This window comes from Solidesulfovibrio sp. DCME, assembly GCF_049995385.1.
GTDB lineage: Bacteria > Desulfobacterota > Desulfovibrionia > Desulfovibrionales > Desulfovibrionaceae > Solidesulfovibrio.
Genome location: NZ_CP188261.1, coordinates 4,746,388 through 4,767,539, shown reverse-complemented (window position 1 = coordinate 4,767,539; position 21,152 = coordinate 4,746,388). Strand labels below are relative to the sequence as shown.

Here is a 21,152-nt window from a genome sequence, read left to right as displayed (position 1 = left end):
TGTTGTCGTGGCGTGGGCACGGACGGTCCGGCGCGCGAGTCCGACCCACCATGGCCGTTGTCCCCGAAAAAAGCATGCCCGCCCTGCGCAGGCGCGGCCCTAGGCGGCCCTTTGCGGGGCGGGCGTCGCCCCGGCCTTGAGCCGGCGCCCCGTGGCGCGGCGATAGGCCCACTCCAGGCCGAAGCAGACCGGGAAAAGCCCCAGCATGGTCCAGAAGGCCGGCTTGGAATGCGTGAACATGTTCGAGCCAAGGACGCCGAGCAGCGACAGGCACAGGGCGATGGAAAGCCAGATGAGCCCCGGCCGGCCGCCGGTTGCGGCCCGCAGGCGCAGGTGGGAGTAGGCCACGGCGGCGTAGATGAACAGGAAGGCGCCGCTGCCCATCATGGCGACGCTGGAGAGGTCGAAAAAGAGCACGAAGACCAGCACGAGGCAGGCCGTGAGGAAAAGCCCCTCCGGGGCACGTTTCCAGGCCAGGCGGTCCAGGCCGGCCGGCAGCTCGCCGTCGCGGGCGATCATGAAGCAGACGTTGGCCGCGCCGAAAAGCGTGGCGTTGAGCGCCGCCGCCGTGGCGAACAGCGCGCCCACGGCAATGAAGGTGAAGCCGGTGCCGCCCATGAACGTGCCGGCCGCCTCGGACAGGGCATAGTCCTTGGCCGCGTCGATATGCGGCAGGGAGAGGTGGCCGAGCACGGCCAGGGAGACGCCGAGGTAGACGACGATGACCGCGCCCACCGACAGGTAGAGGGCCTTGGGCAGGGTGCGGGCCGGGTCGGCCATGTCGCCGGCGGCATTGGCCACCAGGCCGAAGCCTTCGTAGGCGATAAAGAGCATGCCGCCGCCGAAGGCGATGCCCGTGGGCGGGGCCCAGGTGGCGGTGGTCGCGAGGGCGCCCCAGTCGGCCGTGGCGCAGCCCCAGACGGCGAAAACCGACAGCACCACCATGTTCACGGACACGGTGAGCAGTTCCGAGCGCCCGACCCAGGCCGCGCCGAAGACGTTGACCGCGGTGAAAAGGAGCACCGCCCCGGCCGCGCTGGCTTTGGCCAGCCAGGGGATGCCGGCGTGGGGGAAGAAGGTCATGAGATAGCCGGCGAACCCGGCGGCGTACATGGCCAGGGCGATGATGTAGCCGATATACATGTAGATATTGAGGCCGCCGCTGACGATGCCGTCGCCCAGGCCCCGGACGAGGAATTCCACGGCCCCGCCCTTGGTGGGGTAGCGCGCGCCGAGCCTGGCGTAGTTGTAGGAGGTGGCCAGGGCCACCAGGCCACCCACGAGAAAGGACAGCCACAGGGCCGAACCGGCGACCCCGGCGGCCGCGCCGAAGATGGCATAGACCCCGCCGCCGACCATGCCGCCGATGCCGATGGCGATGGCGGCGGACAGGCCGATCTGTTTAGGGGCAGCGGCAGGGGCCGCCGGGCCGGAAGTGGTGGTTTGGGGCATGGCCTGGCTCCGGCTGCGGTTGGCGGGGCGTCTGTTCCACGACGGTCCAATGCGTCAGGGGCCATTGCAGGGGAGAGGCGGCTGCATGGCCTTGGCGAGGCGCCGGCCCTCGCAGCAATGGCCCATAGCTATGGCTGCCGCGACCGAGGAAGTCAATGGAAGGGGCGGCGGCCGGGCTTACGGCAAGAGATAGGGGAAAGCCTTCTCGACGACGAATGGCAAGGGCACGCCGCTGTCCGGGGCCATCCTGTTTGCCAGCACGGTGGCTATGCCGTAGGCGATCAAGAAATTACCGATCTTGTTGAAATGGATATAGTCGTTTTTGACAAAAAGGCTGCGCCTGTCCGGGGCCGCATCGATGGCGGCCTGGACGTCGATGACCGTGGTGCCCAGTTTGCGGCCCAGGGCGTCATTGACGCTGCGCAGCAGGGGGGCGCCATACCAGAGGATGTTGAAATCCTCCCTTGCGATCGTGAAGTCGCGGTGCAAATCGTTCCAATTGTCCGGCATCCCCCGGTCCGTGTTGAAAATCCAGGGGGCATTGACGACGTACAATGCGGCCCCCGCGGCCTGGCAGGCCTTGGCCATCGCTTCGATATTGGCGGCATAGCCGGCCAGGGCCAAGGCGATGGTGCGCTTCACCTGCTCTTCCGATTCGCTCCGGATCAGAAACCGCCAATACAACCCGGCCAGCACATCGAGGCGGGCCGCTTTGAGCAGGCCGAGCAACCGCGCATGCTCCACGTTGCCGGCCACGAAGGCCTGGCCATAGTGCCGCCTTGCCGCTTCCGAGGTCAGGTTTTTCTTGTAGGCCGTGGCCATGTCGTTGAGCCCGTCCATGACCAGGACAATGTCCGGCTTCAGGGCGAGCAGTTCGTGGTCGAGCTTGTAGCGGCTGTGGCCGGAGAGGTAGCCGGGCAGGCCGGCGTTGAGGACTTCGAAATGGTGCCCCAGGCCGATATTATTTAAAATGGTTTCCAGGATGGCCGGCCAGGTAAGGTGGTCTTCCACTTCCACGCCGTAGGTTGTCGAGCCACCCAGGCACACGATCCGAAGCGTTGCGGCGTCCTTGGGCGTTTCGATTTCCCTGCCGCGCAAGCCGAGGCTATTGATGTACGTGCCGCCGGACACCTGCCTGGTGCCCCGGAGCCGATAGCCCAGGACTTCGTCGGGAATGTTGCTGCCGATATTGGAGTCGGGGAAGGGCTGCCAGCCCAGGGCGAGAACCAGGTAATTCGCCGCGTAGAGGACGAAGCCGGCGAGGACGAACGTCCATATACAGGTCTTCAAAATTCTAATCATGCCAGATTGCAGCAGATTATTCTTTTGTTGCTTCGATGGGATATCGAAAGTGTCATCGTGGTGGTCCGCATTCATTGCGGGTGTTCAAAATATGCGGGCAAAATAGAATTGTCAAATTGCAGCTCTGTGTTTGTGTGTCAAATTTATGGAATAGTTGATATGTGTAGTTCGTGTCGCCTTGTTGTGTTGATTGCTTGGCTGAAATGATTGTTTTTTCTGTAAAAAAATATCAATCACTGTAAGGAGGTTGTGTGTTTGATATAACCGTTTTCAGGATAGCAACATTCCTACGCAAAAAATTGTTTCCGCTCACTGCCCTGCTCAAGGGCCGTGTTTCGGCCCTGGTGAGTACATGCGAGACGTCGCATGGTCTGCCTGCACGTGTCATGGGGATCCACGCTGTACAGAGAGCGGAGCCCTTTGGCCAATCGCCTGTCAGCAGCGTTCGGTCAAAGATGGAGCGTGCCTTCGGCATCCTCAAGCGTGGCTACGGCTTCTTTCGAGCCCGCTACCTCGGTCTGGCCAAGGTCGAACTGGACTTCTTGCTCAACGCCATGGCCTTCAATCTGAAAAAAGCGGTCCTCAAGGTCGATTGTTGAGGAGACGTGCCTCCGTTGGCCGGCATATGACGCCAGCGGGTCGAAAATATCCTGGGGCTGGAGAAATATTGGCCATAAATACTGTCGCGCGACACGGAGGAACCGGACAAGTAGCAACTGATAAGAATTACGCAGCGGTCTCGTCTCGGCAAAATGACGCCGATGGCCTTTGCGCAGATGGTCGGCAACAACTCAAACCCGGGGGCCACCCTCAAGAATTGATTGGTCCGAAGAAGACCGGCAAGTCAGCCGTGGGCACATCTTCTTGAGCGCGGAAACAAAGAAGGAGGCCTTGCGGCCTCCTTTTTGGGAAACGATGGCTCAGTTTACGATTCGCGGGAGATGCCGAGGCAATGGCAAAGAATTAAATGATCAACTTTGAGGTCCGCCGCGAACACAACGCACGTGGCCCGTATAGCCTTTTGTTTTGTCGTTGCCCGCGCCGCCGAAGTCAAAGCTCACGCCCCAGGCGTTGGCCGAGTTGCCCGCGTAGGTCGTGCTAGACCAATACCAGTTTATGGGTTCCGTAAAAGCCGGATCAATAGCTGGCCTGAGGCGCGATTTATCCGCCAAGTGCTCTAGCTCCCGCTTGTTGGGCAGACGCCAGTCCGTATATCCCGCAGTCGTGGTCTGCTCGCACCACGCCAGGGCCTGCCCCCAGTTCATCCCGGAAGCGCTGCCGGCCTTTTCCCAGACCAGCCCCGTGGTCTGGTCGGTGACCGTGCCGTCGCCATTGTCCGCATAATTGCCGGCCTGGGCCGGGCTGGCTGCCAGGAGCGCCACAAGGCCCATGGCCATGAGGACTGAGCTCGTCCGCATCCGTTTCATTGAAATCCTCCCAGCCGGGAATCTGGTTTATATAGTTGTCCCTGGACATATCCTCCCCGTTGGGAAAGGAGCTCCATGGGGTGGCCTCGGCAAAACGCCCAGGGCTTCATGACCTGTACCCCCAGCTTCTTGAAATTTGGCAACTGTTCGTAACTAGTCATACTGTCTGCAAAGTATAACAGAAGCAAATGATCAATATAATGGTCCGCCGTGAACACACCGAACATAATTCGTATGGCGCCCGTAGCCGTCGCTGCTCGTGTCGCCAGTGCGGAAGGACACAGCCCAGGCGTAGCTCGAGGTACCCGCGTTGGTCGTGTCTGACCAATAAAAGTCAGAGGAACAGGTGAACACTGGATTGATGGCCGGGTTGAATCTCCCCGAGTCCACGATGCTCAGCAGTTCATCGATCGAGGGCAGCCGCCAGTCCGCACGGCCGCCTAGCCCCAAGGCCTGGCAATAGGTCCCGGCATCGTTCCAGGTCCGGGCCACTCCGTCATCGGCCTGCTGCCAAATCAGTCCTGTCACCTGATCCGTGACCGTGCCGTCGCCGTTATTCTGATAGGAAGGCTGAACACCCTGGTAATTACCATCCTGGCCATAGAAATCCTGTCCTGAACTGGGGCAAGTGATCTCTATGCTATTGTTGTAGCATTTGGTCTGCCCGCTATCTGGTAAAGTAAAAGTGGAAGTAGCCGATCCAGCTTGGTTGATTGATACGGTCTTGTCGGCCACCTGGACGGTGCCTGTGCGATTCGTTGTTGAGTTGTTGGCGTCAATGGACAGAGTCACTGTGCCGCTACCTGTGCCGCTGTTGCCTGAGGTAATGGATACCCAGCCCAGATTTTCTGTGGCAGTCCAGCCTCCTCCTGTGCATCCACTAGGAGAAACAGTCACATTGATCGTTTGTGTGCTGGCGGCAGCGGGAGCGCTTATCGTCATCGGGGAAACCGTTAACGTGCAACTCAGGGTGGCACCAGTCTGCGTGACAGTCACGTCCTTGCCCGCGACCTGAATAGTAGCCGAACGCGAGTCGGTCGCCGTATTGGCTGCGGCGGTGACGGAGGCCGTGCCGCCGCCCGTGGCCCCGGCAGTCGCCGACAGCCATGAGGAAGCATCCGTCGGAATGGCAGTCACCCAGGCGCAACTGTCGGCAGTGGCTGTGACCGTCACGGACTGGCTACCGCCACCGGAATCGAATGTCAGCGCCGACTTATCCAGGATGTAGGAGCAGTTGACCACATTGCAGGCGGAGCCGATGAAAACAGGCAGGACACTGTTTTTATCCCATAAGGGGACGTCCCAGTAGTCCACGATATTGTTGACGTTCATGTTCACGGCATAGCAAACACTCTCGTCAAGCGGCGTGGTGGTGACGTTGCCCAGTCCGTTGAGGTCAGGTACAATATACAGCGATGCCAAAATCCAGACCGGAAGATAGGGAACGGTAGCGCCGGCCTTGGTAGTAAGCTGGATATTGGATTCCACTCTGGAGTTGTTCATGTACTTTGAGAACGTCAAGCCTTCCGAGTAGATGCTTTTGCTGACATCGGCGATGTAGGGCACGTAACCGGGATTGATTGGAGAAACCTGCGGGGAGAGAACTTCGAGGTCCTTGACCTGGGCGGCGGACCCAGTGGCCGAGGCCACGGCCTGTAGAGTCAGGTACTGATCCTGGGGCAAGCCTTGATGCAATTTGACGGTATCGATGACGCCTGAATAAATGGTCGCCGCTGTGGCTTGCATATCCCGGGCTGTAAAATAGAGTTTGTCGTAGCCGCCGGTCTGACGCCAAGCATAGAGGGTATAGCGCTTGTCGGAAAGAATGGTGATACGGTCCGTGCCGTGGAGACGCTGGACATTGATGGTGCTCCGGGTGCCATAGCCGTCGCCAGGGTCGATATTCGCAACAAAATACAGATAGCCTTTGGAAATCTGGACAGGCATCGACGTCCAGGGAAACTCGATCACATTGTCCACAGCAATGGTCTTACTCGTGGTGGCGGCGTAGGGCAGAATCGTTGAGACGAGGACATTGGCCACAGAACCCGCCCCATCGGGCTGGCTGGAGTCAAGGCCGTAGAAATTGCCATCGTCACCCACCAGGGCATAGGCTGTGGAGTTCGGCAGTTTGACCCGATCGACCCCGCCGCCGTCCTTGGAGCGGGCGAAGGTCACGGCAGAACCGGTGGACTCTTTGTAAATGATGTTCTTGTAGCTGTCCTTGAGGAGATAATACACAAGGCTGCTAGCTAGGCTGATTTCACCTGCAGAAGTTTTCCACAAGAAGAGTCGAGCGGAGCTATCCAGGGTGTTAATCGCCTGAAAAGCGATATCACCATTGCCCATTGCCTTAAAGAATACCACAGATTGACTATCGTCAGTAAGTTCTGTAACCGTCATGGCTGGAAGCGTTACACGTTTAAGTCCTGGTTTTGTGGAGATAATGCCATTTTTCAAGCGGTAGCCGTTGAAAACGACGTTCCAGTCGTCATCGAATTGGATCGGCTTATCGCCGCTTTGCATTCTAGTATAGTAGTTGGAAGGAATCGGGGCCACCACGCAGCCCGTCGCCACTTTTTCCACTGCGTTAGTGGTCAGATTGACGCGGATCAGGCCGGTGTTCAGTTTCTTGACGAGTGCCAGGGTATCCGCGTCGGTGTAGTCCAAGGCGATGTAGACATACGTGGCCGTGGGGTCGGTCACCGCATACAGGGCCATGACTGCGCCTGTGGTTGAGGTCAGGGCCAAACTCGACGCGCCACCTGGTGTCACCTGGAACAAGTTGCTGGTTCCGACGGTCGCGCCCTTGGCGGCCTCCTTGCCCAGAAGCTGGTAATGAAAAACGTTGCCGTCGCCAGACCGGATATCAGCGTTCCTTACCGCAGCATTCAATGTATAAAGCTGTGTTGCACCAGCAATGTTTGCGCGAAGCAGGCTTGTTCTTATACTAGCTGAGACTGAGGCCGGGATGAAGAGCACTGCGTCGTCATTAGATGCAGAAAAAGCATTAGAGTTTGCAGAAATAAGACATAACGCAGACATTAATATCAAAAACAACTTCATCCTTCCCATGAAGCAGCTCCATTGCTTTTGAGTCGATCAATGTTGTGAAATATTAACCTGTTGCGACACGATGTCGCGAAAAACCTAGCTTCGCAACGGGGCCTGTGACGGGGTTGTTGTGAGGCGTGTTTGGGATGGTATCAGAGGGAAATAATCACTCCTCCTTAATATTGGCTTCTCTGGTAACGCTGAACACGTATGTTTGCAAGTCAAATATTTCATCCATGCAGGCGTAACGGTTTAACGGTTCACGGGTGCAGATTCATTATCGTTAAAGCCAGGTATGTCCTCCAGAACATGGCTAAGCCAGTGCGCTTCAATTCTGGTAAATGCGGCCGATCCTTTGTACGCTTTGCGAACAGTTGCAAATGGCAACAATTTTGCGAGGGGGTAGCGTAAATGTACTTCGTCGACTGCTATTTTTCCCTCGTCTACAAACTTGAGGAATTCATCTACGACCAAGGGGCCAAAATGAGTTGCACGCCCCCCCCGACTTCGACAAAACGGCCAGTCCATAGGGAGGACCAGGGCACTTTCTCTGTCCAACGTCCTGCCCATAGGTCCGCATCGCTTCGATGATCCTGTCCCGGTGCCTGGCCAGGTAGACCCGACAGCGGGCGGCCTCCTCCGCAGGCTTTCCGAGCTGCCCCTGGAGCTTGACGACCGACTCCGGGCCGTCCTCAAGGACGACGAAATATCCCCGGGCCTCCAGGACAGTCACGGTGGAGTTCCTGACCGGATGAGGGCTAGTCTTGTCCAGGGGCGGGCGTCGGTATCACCCGGGAGCGGGAGCTTCAAGCGGGTGCCCGTAATGGGCATGGCAGGGTGGGAGGCTTCGGGCCGGGGGGCAATCCCCACAGGCCGCTTTTCCCGTCGCGGGTAGTTTTTTCAGGAAAGAATGAGAAGTGAGGGAGGGAGGCCGATGGCCGGGAAGCCGCGTGGGGTGGGCATTTCGGGCGCGCGCGGGGCGCGAGGGGAGTTTGAGAATTTTTGCCGATTTTGCCGGGTTTCTTCAGGATACTTTGAGAATTTGTTCCGGTGCGGCGCGCGGATGCTTGGCGACGCTAAAAATTAGCATGATTACATTAATGATTTGACAGTATTTGTCATCTGATCTATTCGAAATACAATGCTTATCAGATTACCCGTCCGCACCCACCGCCTTTGCGGTGTTCTCATCCTGACGTTCTAATCTACGTCGCAATTCCGCGTTTTCTTTCTCCAATTCCGTCATGCGCGCTTCTATTTGCGCCCACCGTTCCTCCCTGGCCTCCAGGGCTGCGACGCGTTCCACCAACTGCGCAAGCAGCCGCTCGCTCCGAACGGCTTGATGGAACGCGTTGATATTGCTGGCTAACGCCGTCCGATAAATGGTGTCGGACTCCAAAACCTCGACGGTCTTGGTGATCATATCCGACATCTTGAAATCTTCTTCAGGCTGCGGTGTGGGCGCTGGTGCTGCCTGGGGCGCTTCTGCCGCGCTTTCGCCACGGCGCATAGGACCATCGCCAAAAAGCAGCCAATTGGGGTCAATTTCGAGGCTTTTGCACAATAAGGCAATGGCCTCACCGCCGGGAACGATCTCTCCACGCTCATAGCGGCCAAGAGTGTTTTTGGGGATTTTCGTCAGGCCTGCGAAGTCCGCCTGGGTTTTCTCCCCTCGAAGATGCCGGATTCTTTCGCCAATAGTCATAATTCGCCAGTGACGGAGTTCTCGTTCCGAACTACGACAGGGAACTCCGACAGTTCTTTGTTGATAATTGTAAGCAAAACAGCGCGTTGCATGAAAATGCATAAAACAAAACTTCGACACCCAAAAAGGGTTGACGAGAACCCTTTTTATGCACTAAACGACTCATAAAGAGTTACGGATTGTGTCCTTACAGCGCGAAACTACCCCGGGGATTGGCCCGGGGTCAATGTCCGAAGGGCCGGGAAAATCGGATGCGGCAGCTCTCCCTGTTTGAAAACCAGGTGCCGGACACGGAACCGCTCATCAAAGCGGCCATGAACCGGGCGGCCAAGGGGTGCGGGCTGTCGCGCGAGCAGATTGTGGACAAGATGAACGAAATCGCAGCCATGGGTGGCTATCGCCTCAACCGGAATGCCAGGTCCTTGAGTCTGGATGTCTTCGAGAAGTGGCTCAATCCGGCCGAGCGGGACTATGTGCCGGGCCACAATGCCCTCCACGCGTTCGTTTTGGCCACGGGCAATACGGAACCGCTCCAGGTCGCGGCCGGCATCCACGGCTTGGCCCTTGTGGGCGGCGACGACTTGAAGATCCTCAAGGCCGCCAAAATCGAACGCGAGATCGCGAACCTCAAACGCCAGAAGCGGCGGCTGGAACAGGAGCTGTAGATGGCCGGCACGCGAAACGGGTTGGAAATCAGGGCGGAGCTTATGCGGCGCGGCATGTCGATTGCCGACGTGGGCATCCTCGCCAAGGTGTCGCGGCCGCTGGCCAGCAGAACCGTCAACGGCCTGGAGAACAACCGGAAGGTGCTGCAAGCCTTGGTCGCCATTGGGGTGCCCAAGAAGTGGCTGGCACTGCCGGAAGACATGAAGAAAGGGAAGGAGGCGGCGTGATGGTTACTCCCCAAACGGATCAGGCCCATCAAACGGCCATAAATGTGGCTTGCCGTCATAGATATCCTTGGCGACAAGCCCATAAAATACCGCCTTATGCCTGTTGGAGCTATCTTTGGACAGAGGCCGCCTATCTAGCGATTCAAGCAGCACTGCGGCTCCCTGAAGATGGTGGATGGCTGCCAAAGTCAAAAGCCTTCGCGTTGCGCCGTCTCTCCAGATTTTTATCCGCTTGCGCCCGCTTGGGGTTTCGCATGTGTACTCCAGGATATCGGCGCGATTCTCCGAGCGCCATATCAGCCAGCCTTGGTGGCCAAGATCGCAACACTTTTGGCGAAGCCATGCGACGTCTTCTGCTGAAAGGGATTCAACGAGTTCTTGGATAAGGACATGGCAATTCCCGGCCGGCGACAGAAAGCCCATGGCATCCTCCAGTATTTGGCCTGGGCGTAACAAAGCGAACGACAAGAAACAAGGCGAAACGCGGCAATGAACGACACGGTCACGGCAAGCGATATCGCAAAAGCGCTCGGGATAGCGGAACGGACCGTGCAGCGTCGCGCCAACCGGGAGCAATGGCCCGTCGCCCGTCGTGAGGGGCTCGGGGGAGCTAAGGCGTTCGTCCTTTCCAAGCTGCCGGACTATGTTCAAATAGCCCTTCGCAATCCGTCCCGCCCCGCCCTGGGGATCATCCAGGGCGGCAAGGCGGCCACCGCCGCCAGCCCCGCCGTTGCTCCCGCGTCCATGCCCGCCTCCCCCTTGCCTGCGTCGCCGGAGCCGGCCTTGCCTCCGGCGGCGCTGGGCAAGGCGGCCCTCAAGGCCGACCTGGTCAAGGCCTACCTCGAAGCCAAGGCCTGGGGCCGCAAGCACGGCAAGCCGCTGGCGCAATGCCGCGAAGCCTTTGTTTTGGGCTACAACGGCGGCCAGCTTTGCCCGGCCATCCATGAGCAGCTCGGCGACACCTCCTGGAAATCCCTGGAGCGCTGGGCCGTGGAACTGCGGCGCGCGGACTACGACTGCGCGGCCATCGCCCCGCGCTATGGGGTGCACCGCCAGGGCACATGCAAGGTGACGGACGTCGAGGCGGAGCGGCTCCTGGCGTTGCTCCTCTCGCAGAGCCAGTTCAAAATCGGCACGGCCATCACCCTGGTGAAGATGGACCTGGAACGCCAGGGCATCCCTTCGCCTTCATCCCCTTCCACCCTGCGGAACTGGGCCGAGGCCTTCAGACGCGAGTATGCCGACGTCTGGACGTTGGCCCGGGAAGGCGAAAAGGCACTCACCGACAAGATCGCGCCCTTCCTGCGCCGCGACGCCTCGTTGCTCGAAGTCGGCGACGTGCTCATCGCCGACGGCCACCGCCTGAATTTCCGGGTCAAGCACCCGATCCACGGCCGTCCCTGCCGGGCCACACTCATCGCCCTGGAAGACTGGGCCAGCCGCGACATCGCCGGCTTTTCTGTCATGCTGGAGGAGGACCTCTGCGCCGTGCACCTGGCGCTGTATCGGTCGGTCCTGCGCCTGGGGAAGCTGCCTCGGATGGTCATGCCTGACAACGGCAAGGCCTTCAAAAACAAGGTGTTCGCCGAAACGCAACTCGACCTGACCACCTCCGGCATGGCCGGGCTGTATGGGCGCCTCGGCATTATGTGCCATTTCCCGAAAGCCTACAGCGCGCGATCGAAGCCCATCGAATCGTTTTTCAAGACGGCCGGCCTGTCCTTTGAAAAGGCCGTGTCCAGCTACTGCGGCAACAATATCGCCGCCAAGCCGGCCCGCATGCGCCGCAACGAGAAGTTCATGCAGGCGATCGAGCCCGAGGCGCTCCTCACCATGGAAGAGGCCAGCGGGCTTTTTGAATCCTGGTTGAACACCTTTTACCGCGTGAAGCCCCACTCGGGGCTCGGCGGCAAATGCCCGGGCGAGGTGTTCGCGGCCGGACGCGGGCAGGGGCTGGACCATGCCGCCATCCGCTACCTCATGATGCATGAGGAAGTAGCGCACCTGCACAACAACGGCATCAAGCGGTTCGGCGGCGAATATTTCGACGAAGCCCTCTACGGCCTACGGGACAAGGTCTACATCCGCTACGACTGGCATGATCTGCGGCAGGTCTGGGTCTACCGCATGGACGGCACCTACCTGTGCATGGCCAAGCGGCAGGGCGCGGTGCATCCCATGTTCAAGCTGATCGGCGGCAAGGACGCCGAGGGTTATTCCGACTTCAAGGTTGCCCTCGGCGAGCACGAGCGCCTGAAAGCCGGCACCAAGAAGATCGTCCGCAAGTTGGCCAAAGCGGGCTGCATCGCCGAGGCGCGCGACATCCTGCCCGTGGCCGAGCTGGCCGCGACCGGCAGCCCCCGCCTGGCCGAGAGCCTGGAACGGATCGAGGCCGAAAACACCCCGGACGTTCCCGCCATCCCCGACTTTTCCGAGCCCGTCGCGCCGGCCCCCTCCGGCCCCGGGCCGCTGATCGACCCCACCAGCCTGGACTTTTTCTCGACCGAGGAACTCGGCGCGGAGCTGGAATACCAGCGGCAGCGCGCAAAACAGGGAGATATGCGGTGAAAAAGCGATTCGCGGAGACGCAAAACGTCGGGCGCTACCTGGTCGCGGTCAACCGGATGCTGGCCAGCCCCCCGGGCATCGACAAGTTCATGCTGATCCACGGGGAGGTGGGCCTGGGCAAGACCGAAACCAACCTGTGGTGGAAAAACACCTTGTCGCCCCAGTCGGCCTTCATCCGCATCAAGAAGGCCATGGGCGTGCGCTGGCTACTCGACGAGATCGTGGTCGAGCTGGGGCTCGTGCCCGAGAAGCGCACAAGCGACCTCTTCCACCAGATCGTGGGCGAACTCATGGGCACCGACCGGGCGCTCATTTTTGATGAGATCGACTACGTGGCCGACAAGCGGACCCTGGTCGAGACCATCCGCGACATCGGCGACATGGCCGGCACGCCCATCATCCTTATCGGCATGCCCTGGGCTCCCGAGAAGCTCAAGCGGTTCCCGGCCCTGTGGCGGCGCATCTCGCAAGTGGTGCCCTACCACGGCCTGACCGCCGACGACGTGCGGTTGGTGCTGGACCAGATCTGCGAGGTGCCGGTGGACGATTCGGCCGTGGAGGCCATCGCGGGGTCGGCCAAAACGGTCAGCACGGCCAGCCTCTACCGCTGGGCGCAGGCCTGCGAAACCGTGGCCCGGGCCAGGAAGGCGGAAGTGGTCACGGCCGAACACCTCAAGGCCAAGGCAGTCTGACCATGGCCGCCGCCACGAAGATCCTGGCCATGGTGCGCACCATGCTGGCTTCGCGAAGCGTCGTGGACGGGCGGTTCCGGCCGGCCTGCCGCGTGAGTCTCACCGAAGTGGTGACCGCCTCGGGCTGTCCCCGCCGGCCGGTGCTGCGGGTGTTGGACCGGCTGGCGCGCGAAGGCTGGCTGGACCTGGTCGAGGAAACCCGGCAACGCCCGGCTCCCGGCGAATGCGGCCCGAAACGTCGAAACCCCGTCTACGTGGTGCGCCGGGACATTCGGGCGCATCGCGCGCACCAGGTGCGGTCGCACGTGACCTGCCGGGACAAGCTGTGGGGCACGTTGCGGACACTGCACCGCACCACGCTGTCCAACCTGGTCCGCCTGACCGGCTGCGGCGAGGACGTCTGCCGCGAATACCTGCACGTCCTGCGGGACAACGGCTACGTGCGCCAGGCCGGCCTGAACGGCCGGGAAAAAGTCTGGGCGCTGGTCAAGGATGCCGGGGCGCGCCGACCCGAGACGCGGGAGCCCTCCGCGAAAGGGGCGGCCTGATGGACTGGCGCGACATCCTGCGCGACCGCGTCGAGGCGCTTGGCCTGGTGGCCGTGGCCACGGCCCTGGGCACGGCCAAATCGACCGTCAGCATGCTGGTCAACGGCAAATACCCGGCCAGCACCCACAAGATGCAGGCCCGGGTGCTGGCCACGTATGGCGGTCAGACCGTCGCCTGCCCGGTGCTCGGCGGGATCGATGCCGCCGCCTGCGCCGACAACCAGTCGCGCGCCAAGCGCATCGGCCTGCGGGCCGGCAACCCGGAAACCCTGCGCCTGTTCAAAACCTGTTCAAACTGCCCCGTGCGGGGCGCGAAACAAGGAGGCTGACATATGCTGTCGCGTAAAATTTTAAACGTCAGGACGTCGCTATTGCTGCTCGAAGACAAGCTCGCCGACAAGGATGCGCTCGCCTTCGTGGAAGTGTGCCGCTCCGAGCTGGCTGACGCGGCGGACTTGGCCGTGGAATTGGAAAACACGCCCATGGGGCAGGCGGTCATGGCCGAGGAAGCCAAGCGGGTGGCGTCATGAGCGGGCCGGCCATCCCCGAGGGCTACATGCGGGACGCCCAGGACCGGCTGGTGCCGGTGGGCTCCATCAAGGACGTGGACATCGCCCGCGACTGCCTGGTGCGCGAGATCGCCGGCCGCGCCCTGGCCCTGCGCGAGGCCATGAAGGGGTTTCGCGACGACGTCATGGGCGACATCGCCGCCTTCGTCTCGCTCTCGGCCGAGCAGTACGGGGCCAAGGTCGGCGGCGACAAGGGCAATCTGACGCTCACCAGCTACGACGGCGCGTTCAAGGTTCAGCGGCAGGTGTCCGAAACCCTGGTCTTCGACGAGCGGTTGCAGGCGGCGAAATCCCTGATCGACGAGTGCATCACCGAGTGGACCGAGGGCAGCCGCGACGAGATCCGGGCGCTCATCAACGACGCCTTCCAGGTGGACAAGGAGGGCCGCATCAACACCGGCCGCGTCCTGTCCCTGCGGCGGCTGAAAATCGACGACGAACGCTGGCACCGCGCCATGCAGGCCGTGTCCGACAGCCTGCAAGTGGCCGGCAGCAAGGCCTATTTCCGGGTCTATGCCCGGAGGCCGGACGGCAAATACGAGCCCATCGCCCTCGATCTGGCGGCGCTTTAACCCCAAACCACGGAGGAGATCGTGACGAAAAAGGAACTCATCGACCGGATTGAAACCCTGGTGGCCATCGAGGCGCGCCGCTTGATTGGCGTGATCCTGGGCGACGGCCATGTGGCGGAAAGGCTCAAGGCCGTGTCGGCACTCTCCATGGAATTTGGGATCATCAAAAGCGATGCCGAATGTGCCCTGCTGCTCCTCGGCGATGGCCGGGAGGGATAGCCGTGGAATGGCGCGCCATCCCCGGGCTTGAGGCCTACGAAGCGACCCTGACCGGCCATGTCCGCCGTCGGGACACGCGGCACAGGATCAGCCGTGTCGGCAACTATTATCGCCTGCACGTCAACGGCCAGCTCCACAAGCTGTCGCCGGGGGATATCGTGACATTGGCCTTTCCCGGCCCGGAGGTCGTGGAGCGTCTTCGGGCGCGCGTCGCGGAGCTGGAAATGGCCTTGCGCCAGGCCCGGGAAGGCACCAATACGGCGACCGCGCCTGTCGCCTCGCCGTAACGTCCGCAGCCGTCCGTTGCAGCCAAGCCGAAGGAAAAACGTCCTGCTCCGACATATCGAGCCTGCACGGTTTGTTTGGGGAAATTCGTCCCAGAGGGAAACGAACACGTGTGCGCCACCTGCCGCAAGACAGCGCCGAAGCGCGCACAGAAACGGTATTGCGTCGTTTGCGGTCGCCTCCTGCCCCCGGGGTATTGGCGTCGCTGCCCGGATCACGCGTCCCCGGAAGGGGCCGGCCATACCGAAGACGACTTCAGCGGATCGGTCGCGCTGTAAAGGAGGCCATCATGGGAAAAGCACCAACACCGGGTCAGATCAAGAAATTGCACGCCCTGCGCCGGGCGCTCGGCCTCGACGAGCCCACTTACCGGGCCGTGCTGGAACGCTACGGCGCGGCGTCGTCCCTGAACCTGTCGCCGCGCGCCCTGGCCCGCTGCATCGAGCAGTTGGAACAGGATGCCGTCGCAGCCGGCGTCTGGCAGGCCCGAGGTGGCGCGCCGGCCCCCAGGAAGCGGCCCGGGGCGGCCTCGGACGCTCAGCTGCGCCTGGTCGCGGCGCTGTGGAAGCAGGTCTCCCGCCAGGAGACCGAGGCCGCCCGGAAGGCGGCGCTGGAAAAATTCACAGTGCGGATCACCGGCAAGCCGAAGCTCGCCTGGTGCGGCCAGCGGGACGTCGAGAAGCTGATAGCCGCCCTGGAGGGCATGGGGGCGAAGCGGGAATGAACAGCACGCCGACGCCTGCGGAGCTGGGCCGCGACGATTTCTTGAACACGGTCACCCCCGACGACCTGGAGGGCGACATCGCCCTCGTGGCCGAGCAATGCGGCATCGACGTGGCCGTGATCCTGGTCATGAAGGTGGGCGGCACGCAATTGTCCGTTCCCCGGTACGCGCTCAAGCGCGCGGCCGTCCGTTACATCCGCGCCCACTATGACGGCACCAATGCCAAGATCCTGGCCCTGGCCACAGGTATGACCGAGCGATTTGTGTACGACGCCGTGGCCAGTGCGCCGGTGAAAAATGACCAGTACAGGCTGGTGTGAAGGAATGGGCGATATGACACCCGATGAAAAGCGCCAAAGGTTGAGGGAAATCCTAGAGGCTGTGGCAGATGCGGAATTGAAGGCCGGAGCCAAAAAGGCCGAGAACCTTTTATGGATGGCTTCGCAGGTGGATTGTATTCCTGAAGGGCACCTGGCTTTCGAAGAGCGGGAAATGTTGTCCCTCTATGAAAAGGCCCGCATGGGGGTACTTCTTATGGAAGAGGCCACCCGCGAGTTATGTCGCATCCGTTTCAAACTTCCCTGACTTTGCGGACGGGCAGTGGCGGGTGTTTTCCGTGGGGAAAGGGGAGTCGGTGCTGGTCGGCGACCTTTCGTCTCAACGCATATCTTGATACGGTTTGCCTATGCGATCCACTGTTGTCGTTGCCCTTTGCCTCGCGGCGCTGCTGGCCAGTCCAGCCCTGGCCCGGGAGCCTGGCCCCGACCTTGAAGCCAAGGTGGTGCGCGTGGTGGACGGCGACACCATCAAGGTGCGCCTGCTGGGCCGCATGCCCCGGTGTTTCCGGGCGCAGGCCGTGCGGCTGCGCCACTGCGACACGCCGGAATTGCGGGACAACCGCCCCGAGATCGCGGCCAAGGCCCGGGAGGCCAAAGCTTATGTCGCCGAGCGGATCACGCCCGGCATGCGCCTGACCCTGCGGGATGTCGGGCGCGACAAATACGGCGGAAGGATGGTGGTGGACGTAGAGATTGCTGGGGAAAATTTGTGCCGGGCGCTCATTGAAGAAGGGCTGGCCGTGCCTTATGCGGGAGGGAAAAAGGTCTGGTAACCGTTTTACAAGGGGGGAATTATGAAAAGAAAAATCATTATTCTTTTGGGGTTATTAGTAGGGTTAACTGTCTCCAGTGCTCAAGCTCGAGAGGTCAATTCCTTCATTGTAAGCGATGGCCAAGCGTCGTACACTTTCGCCTTGGCTGAAACATCCATAAAACTTTTTTTCTACAGCTACCAGAGCTCGGATTATGGCGACATGAAAAGCCGAGTAATTGTCTACAAACCCCTTGGTCCAGCTCCCCTGAACAATCCGGTTATACGAGCCGAGATAGCCGGCAAAGTGCGCTGGCTGTTTATGAGTGATTTTGCAAGATTGGACACAACGAGTCCTGTGGATTTGCCTCATGACATCATGTGTTATACTGCGACCTCGGATTTCAGCAAGACATGCAATCTTGGCATGGGGATGAGAGTCAAAACCGAACAGGGGATGATAAAGCAAGTTGAAGTGGCCATATGCGGTTGTTGCGCTACGGAAAAGCGAACAATCGAAGCCTACGAGGCCAAAAGGCCCGGTCAAAAGCCCAAAAAAGGCAAGTAGCTTGACTTCCCACCCTGAAAATCCTAACCGGAAAGTCCCAACCCATAGAGGCGTCCTGCCGCCTCGGCCGTCCCGTCCCAGGGGACAGCGAAAGAGCGGGCTTTTTGTTTTGACCGCCCAAGCACCCCGAGTGGGGTGGCGACATATTGGCGGCATGACGTCCGGGTGTCCGCGAGGCCCCGGCTGCTCTATGGGCAGGGGAGCGTCATGCCGCCTTTTTTTGTCCAAATCCCAACCCATAGGAGATTGCCATGACGGGCAAGGATGTGATCCCGGTGCAAACCGGCAAAATCGGGGGCGAAGAGATCCAGACGGTCAACGCCAGGGAGTTGCATACCTTCCTGGAAGTCGGAAAAGATTTTTCAAACTGGATCAAGGACCGGATTGAGGAATATGGTTTTATCGAGGGTCAAGACTTTGTTAAAATCTCCAATGATTCCACTTCGCCAAATTTGGCGAATGCGAAATCATTGAAGAAAAATGGATGGTCCCGTGACCGCATCGACTACCACCTGTCCCTGGACATGGCCAAGGAGTTGGCCATGGTGGAACGCAACGACAAGGGGCGTCAGGCGCGGCGCTACTTCATCGCCTGCGAAAAAAAGCTCCAGGAGGTGAAGCTCTCGGCCGGCGCGGCGGCCCTGGCCCGGGTCGAGGGGGTGGAGAAAACCATCCAGGCCATGCGCGAGGCGCACGAGGCCGCCCTCGGCGACGTCCGCGTCCTTTCCAACGCGGTCAAACGCCTGGAGGGCCTCACGGCCGTGGACATCCCCCTGCGGCGCTTTCCCTACGACGGGGGGTTCCTCCACGTCTTCCTCTTTCGGGAACGGCCGTTGCTCCTGGCCCGGGACTTCCTCCGGGCCATGGGCCACAAGGGCCATGGCGGCGAGCAGTCCAAGCTCAAGTCCCTGCGCTTTATTCGCGACGAGGAATACGTGGTGGTCAGCCTGGCGGCCATGGCCTCGGACTATGGGGTGTCCAGCGGCTTCATCTGCGCCCGGGCCGGCTTGAGCGACCCCAAGCAGCTTTCCTTCGTGACGCAATCCGGCCTGGGCCGGATCAAGGACGAGAACCCGGCGCTGTTGGCCTGGTGGAAGCGGCACGTGCTGCCCGTGCTGCCGGAACTCTTCGCCGTGGTCCCGGACAAGCCGGCCTGGGAGGTGCGGTCATGATGCTGTGCGCCCTGGCCACGCCCGACGACCACCCCGACGATATCCTGGCCCGGGTGGCGTCGTTGATGGAACTGGTGGGGGAATACGCGGCCACGCTGAACTGCGCGCCGGTCGGCCAGGAGCCGAGCCGGGAAAGCCTGGCCGGCCTGACGCTGGTCTGCCAGCTCGTGCGCGAGGCCGTCGGCCAGGCCGTGGCCAACCGGAAACGGCGGGCGGCGCGGCCCTGGGAACGGGGACCGAACGGACCCGGTCAAAACGCGATGGTCCGTTAAACGAAAGGCCGGAATCGTGAAACAGGCGGCCCGTCGGAGCGATCCGGCGGGCCGCTTTCGTCCTACCCCACCGCCTCCCCCAGGAACTTGGCGAAGCTCTTTTCAATGGCGTCCTCGTCGTCCCGGGTCAATTCCAGATAGGGGCGGGCCGGGATTTTCACCTTGCGGCCCCGGCCGGCCTGGCCGCCCAACTGGTGGATGGCGGCATAGACCAGATTGGTGCCGACCACGGCGCTGTCGGCGTCATAGTGGCGGGTGATGGACCGGGCCAGGTTGCCCCGGCGCTGGAGCACCTTGCCAGGCCAAGAACCGTCCTTGGCGCGTTGTTTGATGGTGGAGGCGGCCAGGCTTTTCCACTTCGGCCGGCCTTCCTCCTCGAAGTTCTCCTCCACCGCGTCGTGCATGATGCCGGCCGCCCGGCGCATGGCCGGGGTCAGGTCGCGGCCGCTGGCGATGAGGCGCCGCAGGGCGGCGGTCAGTTTGGCGGAGTCGATGCGTATATCGATCATATCGGCCATGGCGCTTGCCTCCTGGGGCGGGCGGGATTAGAGATTGACCAGAAGACCGGCGGGGTCGAGATTCCTGGAGCGTTCGGGCGCTGGGAAGGGATGAAGGACCGTCGTGGAGCCCGCGACTCCACGGGGGTGGGACGCTCCGCCGGCTCTTTCATTTTTTCGGGTAGAGCAGTTCCCCCACCCGCTGTTTGTTCAAATGCTTGTCGTCGACCTGCATCATATTCCAGAGCAGGCTCCCGTCCCGGTTCACCCTGGCCACGGTCAACAAGTTGTATTTTCCGGTGAAGAGCCCGATGTAGCGCTCGCGAAAGCCGTCCTCGTACTCGGTCAGGTAGACCTCGTAGGGCTTTTGCAGCGTGGGCAGGAGGAAATTCCCGTAGCGCTCCCGGGCGTTACTCTCTTTTTCGACCAGGTGGGCCAGCAGATCCCGTTGCAGGGTCACCTTGCCCACGGGCGTGGCCACGACCCGGGCCGCCTGGCCCTCCAGACCGACCGCCCTGGCCAGGATGTCGAGGGCCTCCTCCCTGGTCTTGCCGCCGGGCAGCAGTGCCGGCGCGACCAGGCGCTGGCTCTCGGGCACGGCGCGAAGGTCCGGACGACCCTGGGACCGCCAGTCCGGTTGTCCCTGGAGCACCTTGATGCACTTGTCCCCCTCGGCGAAGTTTCGCGCCGTGCAGTCGGGCAGGCCGCCGTTGCGGTCGGTCAGCGGCCAGGACCGGCCCGGGTTGTAGGCCCAGCCCGGGTCGGTCTGCATGCGCACGTCGCCGTCGGTGTAGACGGCCATGCCGGCCGTGCGGCCGTCGCGCGAGATCCGCACGTCCTCGCGGGTGACCCGCCCCTGCGAGGTCTCGACCTTGATGCCCTTGCGCTCGACCCGGTCGCCGTCCATGGCCCGCACGCGGCAGCGGCAGTTCCAGCCGTTGGGCGGGTAGAAGCTGCTCCAGAAAGGATCGTCGTAGCGCAGGGTCTTGCCGTTAAGGGCGGCGTGGGCCGGCCGGGTGCGGGCGTCCATGACGGCCACGTACATCCAGTAGGGTTGCTCCTCGGCGTTTTCGAGCTGCTCGCGGTAGCGGCCGGCGGCGTAGGCCGTGGCCATGTTGGTCTCGTAGATGGTCTTGAGCCGCCAGGGACTGCCGAGCTGGGCTTGTCTCACCTCGCCCGTGCGCGGGTCGACCACCTCTTGCTTGCCCCACCAGCCCTTGGCCTTGAGGGTGGGTGTCAGCTCCTTGGCGAACTGGCGTTGCGTCTGGCCCTGGTCCAGGGCTTTTTGCACGGCGTCGCGGATGTCGGTCAGGATGTCCAGGCGCATGGCCTTGGCCACCGTGAAGGACCGGGCCTGGGCCTCCTCGAGCAGCTCGTGCCAATCGAAGCTGATGGCGTAGCCCTTGGCCTGGAAATAGCCGATGGCCCGTTCGGGCGGCAGGCCGATGGCGAATCTGAGGTCCGGCAGGTCGGGCATGTCAGTCCGCCAGGAGCAAGCCCAGTACAGCGATGAGGGCAATGCCGCCATGGTCGTTGACCAGGGC

26 protein-coding genes are annotated in these 21,152 nt (G+C 61.6%); 18 read left to right on the top strand and 8 right to left on the bottom strand.

Annotated features, from left to right (window positions below; genetic code table 11):
• Positions 1–99: 99 nt before the first annotated feature.
• Positions 100–1,452 carry an APC family permease gene (locus tag ACP59X_RS21220; RefSeq protein WP_428562374.1) on the bottom strand — a complete coding sequence of 451 codons (1,353 nt, stop codon included), beginning with the start codon at positions 1,450–1,452 and terminating at the stop codon, positions 100–102.
• 177 nt (positions 1,453–1,629) lie between these two features.
• Positions 1,630–2,754, bottom strand: a complete 1,125-nt coding sequence (locus tag ACP59X_RS21215; protein WP_428562372.1) for an SGNH/GDSL hydrolase family protein — start codon at positions 2,752–2,754, stop codon at positions 1,630–1,632.
• Between the two features lie 251 nt (positions 2,755–3,005).
• Here ACP59X_RS21215 and ACP59X_RS21210 point away from each other — a divergent pair, with 251 nt between their 5' ends.
• Entirely contained in the window at positions 3,006–3,353 is a 348-nt protein-coding gene (locus tag ACP59X_RS21210) for a transposase (RefSeq protein ID WP_428562370.1), read from the top strand.
• A 372-nt stretch (positions 3,354–3,725) separates the two neighbouring features.
• Here the strand turns inward: ACP59X_RS21210 and ACP59X_RS21205 are convergent, their stop codons facing one another.
• The 3 genes from ACP59X_RS21205 to ACP59X_RS21195 all read right to left on the bottom strand — a co-directional run bounded on the left by ACP59X_RS21205 (position 3,726) and on the right by ACP59X_RS21195 (position 8,940).
• Positions 3,726–4,151 carry an Lcl C-terminal domain-containing protein gene (locus ACP59X_RS21205; protein ID WP_428562368.1) on the bottom strand — a complete coding sequence of 142 codons (426 nt, stop codon included), beginning with the start codon at positions 4,149–4,151 and terminating at the stop codon, positions 3,726–3,728.
• Between the two features lie 222 nt (positions 4,152–4,373).
• A complete protein-coding gene (locus ACP59X_RS21200; RefSeq protein WP_428562366.1) occupies positions 4,374–7,256 on the bottom strand; it encodes an Lcl domain-containing protein in 2,883 nt (960 codons plus the stop codon).
• A gap of 1,132 nt (positions 7,257–8,388) precedes the next feature.
• A complete protein-coding gene (locus ACP59X_RS21195) occupies positions 8,389–8,940 on the bottom strand; it encodes a helix-turn-helix domain-containing protein (RefSeq protein WP_428562364.1) in 552 nt (183 codons plus the stop codon).
• Positions 8,941–9,191: 251 nt separating this feature from the next.
• Here ACP59X_RS21195 and ACP59X_RS21190 point away from each other — a divergent pair, with 251 nt between their 5' ends.
• Both ACP59X_RS21190 and ACP59X_RS21185 read left to right on the top strand, forming a co-directional pair.
• Positions 9,192–9,605, top strand: a complete 414-nt coding sequence (locus ACP59X_RS21190; RefSeq protein WP_428562362.1) for a hypothetical protein — start codon at positions 9,192–9,194, stop codon at positions 9,603–9,605.
• Positions 9,606–9,833 (top strand): helix-turn-helix domain-containing protein, encoded by a 228-nt coding sequence (locus ACP59X_RS21185; RefSeq protein ID WP_428562360.1) that lies wholly within the window; start codon positions 9,606–9,608, stop codon positions 9,831–9,833.
• 3 nt (positions 9,834–9,836) lie between these two features.
• Here the strand turns inward: ACP59X_RS21185 and ACP59X_RS21180 are convergent, their stop codons facing one another.
• Entirely contained in the window at positions 9,837–10,256 is a 420-nt protein-coding gene (locus ACP59X_RS21180; RefSeq protein ID WP_428562358.1) for a hypothetical protein, read from the bottom strand.
• Positions 10,257–10,616: 360 nt separating this feature from the next.
• Here ACP59X_RS21180 and ACP59X_RS21175 point away from each other — a divergent pair, with 360 nt between their 5' ends.
• The 15 genes from ACP59X_RS21175 to ACP59X_RS21105 all read left to right on the top strand — a co-directional run bounded on the left by ACP59X_RS21175 (position 10,617) and on the right by ACP59X_RS21105 (position 19,111).
• The gene (locus tag ACP59X_RS21175) at positions 10,617–12,401 is read left to right on the top strand and encodes a Mu transposase C-terminal domain-containing protein (protein WP_428562356.1); all 1,785 of its coding nucleotides are present in this window, start codon (positions 10,617–10,619) and stop codon (positions 12,399–12,401) included.
• The gene (locus tag ACP59X_RS21170) at positions 12,398–13,093 is read left to right on the top strand and encodes an AAA family ATPase (RefSeq protein WP_428562354.1); all 696 of its coding nucleotides are present in this window, start codon (positions 12,398–12,400) and stop codon (positions 13,091–13,093) included. Before ACP59X_RS21175 ends, ACP59X_RS21170 begins: the two co-directional genes overlap by 4 nt.
• A 2-nt stretch (positions 13,094–13,095) precedes the next feature.
• Positions 13,096–13,641, top strand: coding sequence for a hypothetical protein (locus ACP59X_RS21165; protein WP_428562352.1), 546 nt, complete (start codon positions 13,096–13,098; stop codon positions 13,639–13,641).
• Positions 13,641–13,970, top strand: a complete 330-nt coding sequence (locus ACP59X_RS21160; RefSeq protein WP_428562350.1) for a helix-turn-helix domain-containing protein — start codon at positions 13,641–13,643, stop codon at positions 13,968–13,970. Before ACP59X_RS21165 ends, ACP59X_RS21160 begins: the two co-directional genes overlap by 1 nt.
• Positions 13,971–13,973: 3 nt before the next feature.
• On the top strand, positions 13,974–14,171 hold the full coding sequence (locus ACP59X_RS21155; RefSeq protein WP_428562348.1) for a hypothetical protein: 198 nt from the start codon (positions 13,974–13,976) through the stop codon (positions 14,169–14,171).
• Positions 14,168–14,782, top strand: coding sequence for a DUF3164 family protein (locus ACP59X_RS21150; RefSeq protein ID WP_428562346.1), 615 nt, complete (start codon positions 14,168–14,170; stop codon positions 14,780–14,782). Before ACP59X_RS21155 ends, ACP59X_RS21150 begins: the two co-directional genes overlap by 4 nt.
• 21 nt (positions 14,783–14,803) lie before the next feature.
• Entirely contained in the window at positions 14,804–15,001 is a 198-nt protein-coding gene (locus tag ACP59X_RS21145) for a hypothetical protein (RefSeq protein WP_428562344.1), read from the top strand.
• A 2-nt stretch (positions 15,002–15,003) separates the two neighbouring features.
• Positions 15,004–15,288, top strand: a complete 285-nt coding sequence (locus ACP59X_RS21140; RefSeq protein WP_428562342.1) for a hypothetical protein — start codon at positions 15,004–15,006, stop codon at positions 15,286–15,288.
• 287 nt (positions 15,289–15,575) lie between these two features.
• Entirely contained in the window at positions 15,576–16,010 is a 435-nt protein-coding gene (locus ACP59X_RS21135) for a regulatory protein GemA (protein ID WP_428562340.1), read from the top strand.
• A complete protein-coding gene (locus ACP59X_RS21130) occupies positions 16,007–16,330 on the top strand; it encodes a Mor transcription activator family protein (protein WP_428562338.1) in 324 nt (107 codons plus the stop codon). Before ACP59X_RS21135 ends, ACP59X_RS21130 begins: the two co-directional genes overlap by 4 nt.
• Positions 16,331–16,343: 13 nt before the next feature.
• Positions 16,344–16,595: a hypothetical protein gene (locus tag ACP59X_RS21125; RefSeq protein ID WP_428562336.1), complete on the top strand. Its 252-nt coding sequence runs from the start codon at positions 16,344–16,346 to the stop codon at positions 16,593–16,595.
• A gap of 100 nt (positions 16,596–16,695) precedes the next feature.
• Positions 16,696–17,121 (top strand): thermonuclease family protein, encoded by a 426-nt coding sequence (locus ACP59X_RS21120; protein WP_428562334.1) that lies wholly within the window; start codon positions 16,696–16,698, stop codon positions 17,119–17,121.
• Between the two features lie 21 nt (positions 17,122–17,142).
• On the top strand, positions 17,143–17,667 hold the full coding sequence (locus ACP59X_RS21115) for a hypothetical protein (protein ID WP_428562332.1): 525 nt from the start codon (positions 17,143–17,145) through the stop codon (positions 17,665–17,667).
• 251 nt (positions 17,668–17,918) lie between these two features.
• Positions 17,919–18,839, top strand: coding sequence for an antA/AntB antirepressor family protein (locus ACP59X_RS21110; protein WP_428562330.1), 921 nt, complete (start codon positions 17,919–17,921; stop codon positions 18,837–18,839).
• Complete coding sequence (locus ACP59X_RS21105; protein WP_428562328.1) at positions 18,836–19,111, top strand: hypothetical protein; 276 nt, start codon at positions 18,836–18,838, stop codon at positions 19,109–19,111. Before ACP59X_RS21110 ends, ACP59X_RS21105 begins: the two co-directional genes overlap by 4 nt.
• A gap of 62 nt (positions 19,112–19,173) precedes the next feature.
• Here the strand turns inward: ACP59X_RS21105 and ACP59X_RS21100 are convergent, their stop codons facing one another.
• A complete protein-coding gene (locus ACP59X_RS21100) occupies positions 19,174–19,629 on the bottom strand; it encodes a phage virion morphogenesis protein (RefSeq protein WP_428562326.1) in 456 nt (151 codons plus the stop codon).
• 148 nt (positions 19,630–19,777) lie between these two features.
• On the bottom strand, positions 19,778–21,085 hold the full coding sequence (locus tag ACP59X_RS21095; RefSeq protein ID WP_428562324.1) for a phage minor head protein: 1,308 nt from the start codon (positions 21,083–21,085) through the stop codon (positions 19,778–19,780).
• Positions 21,086–21,152: the final 67 nt, after the last annotated feature.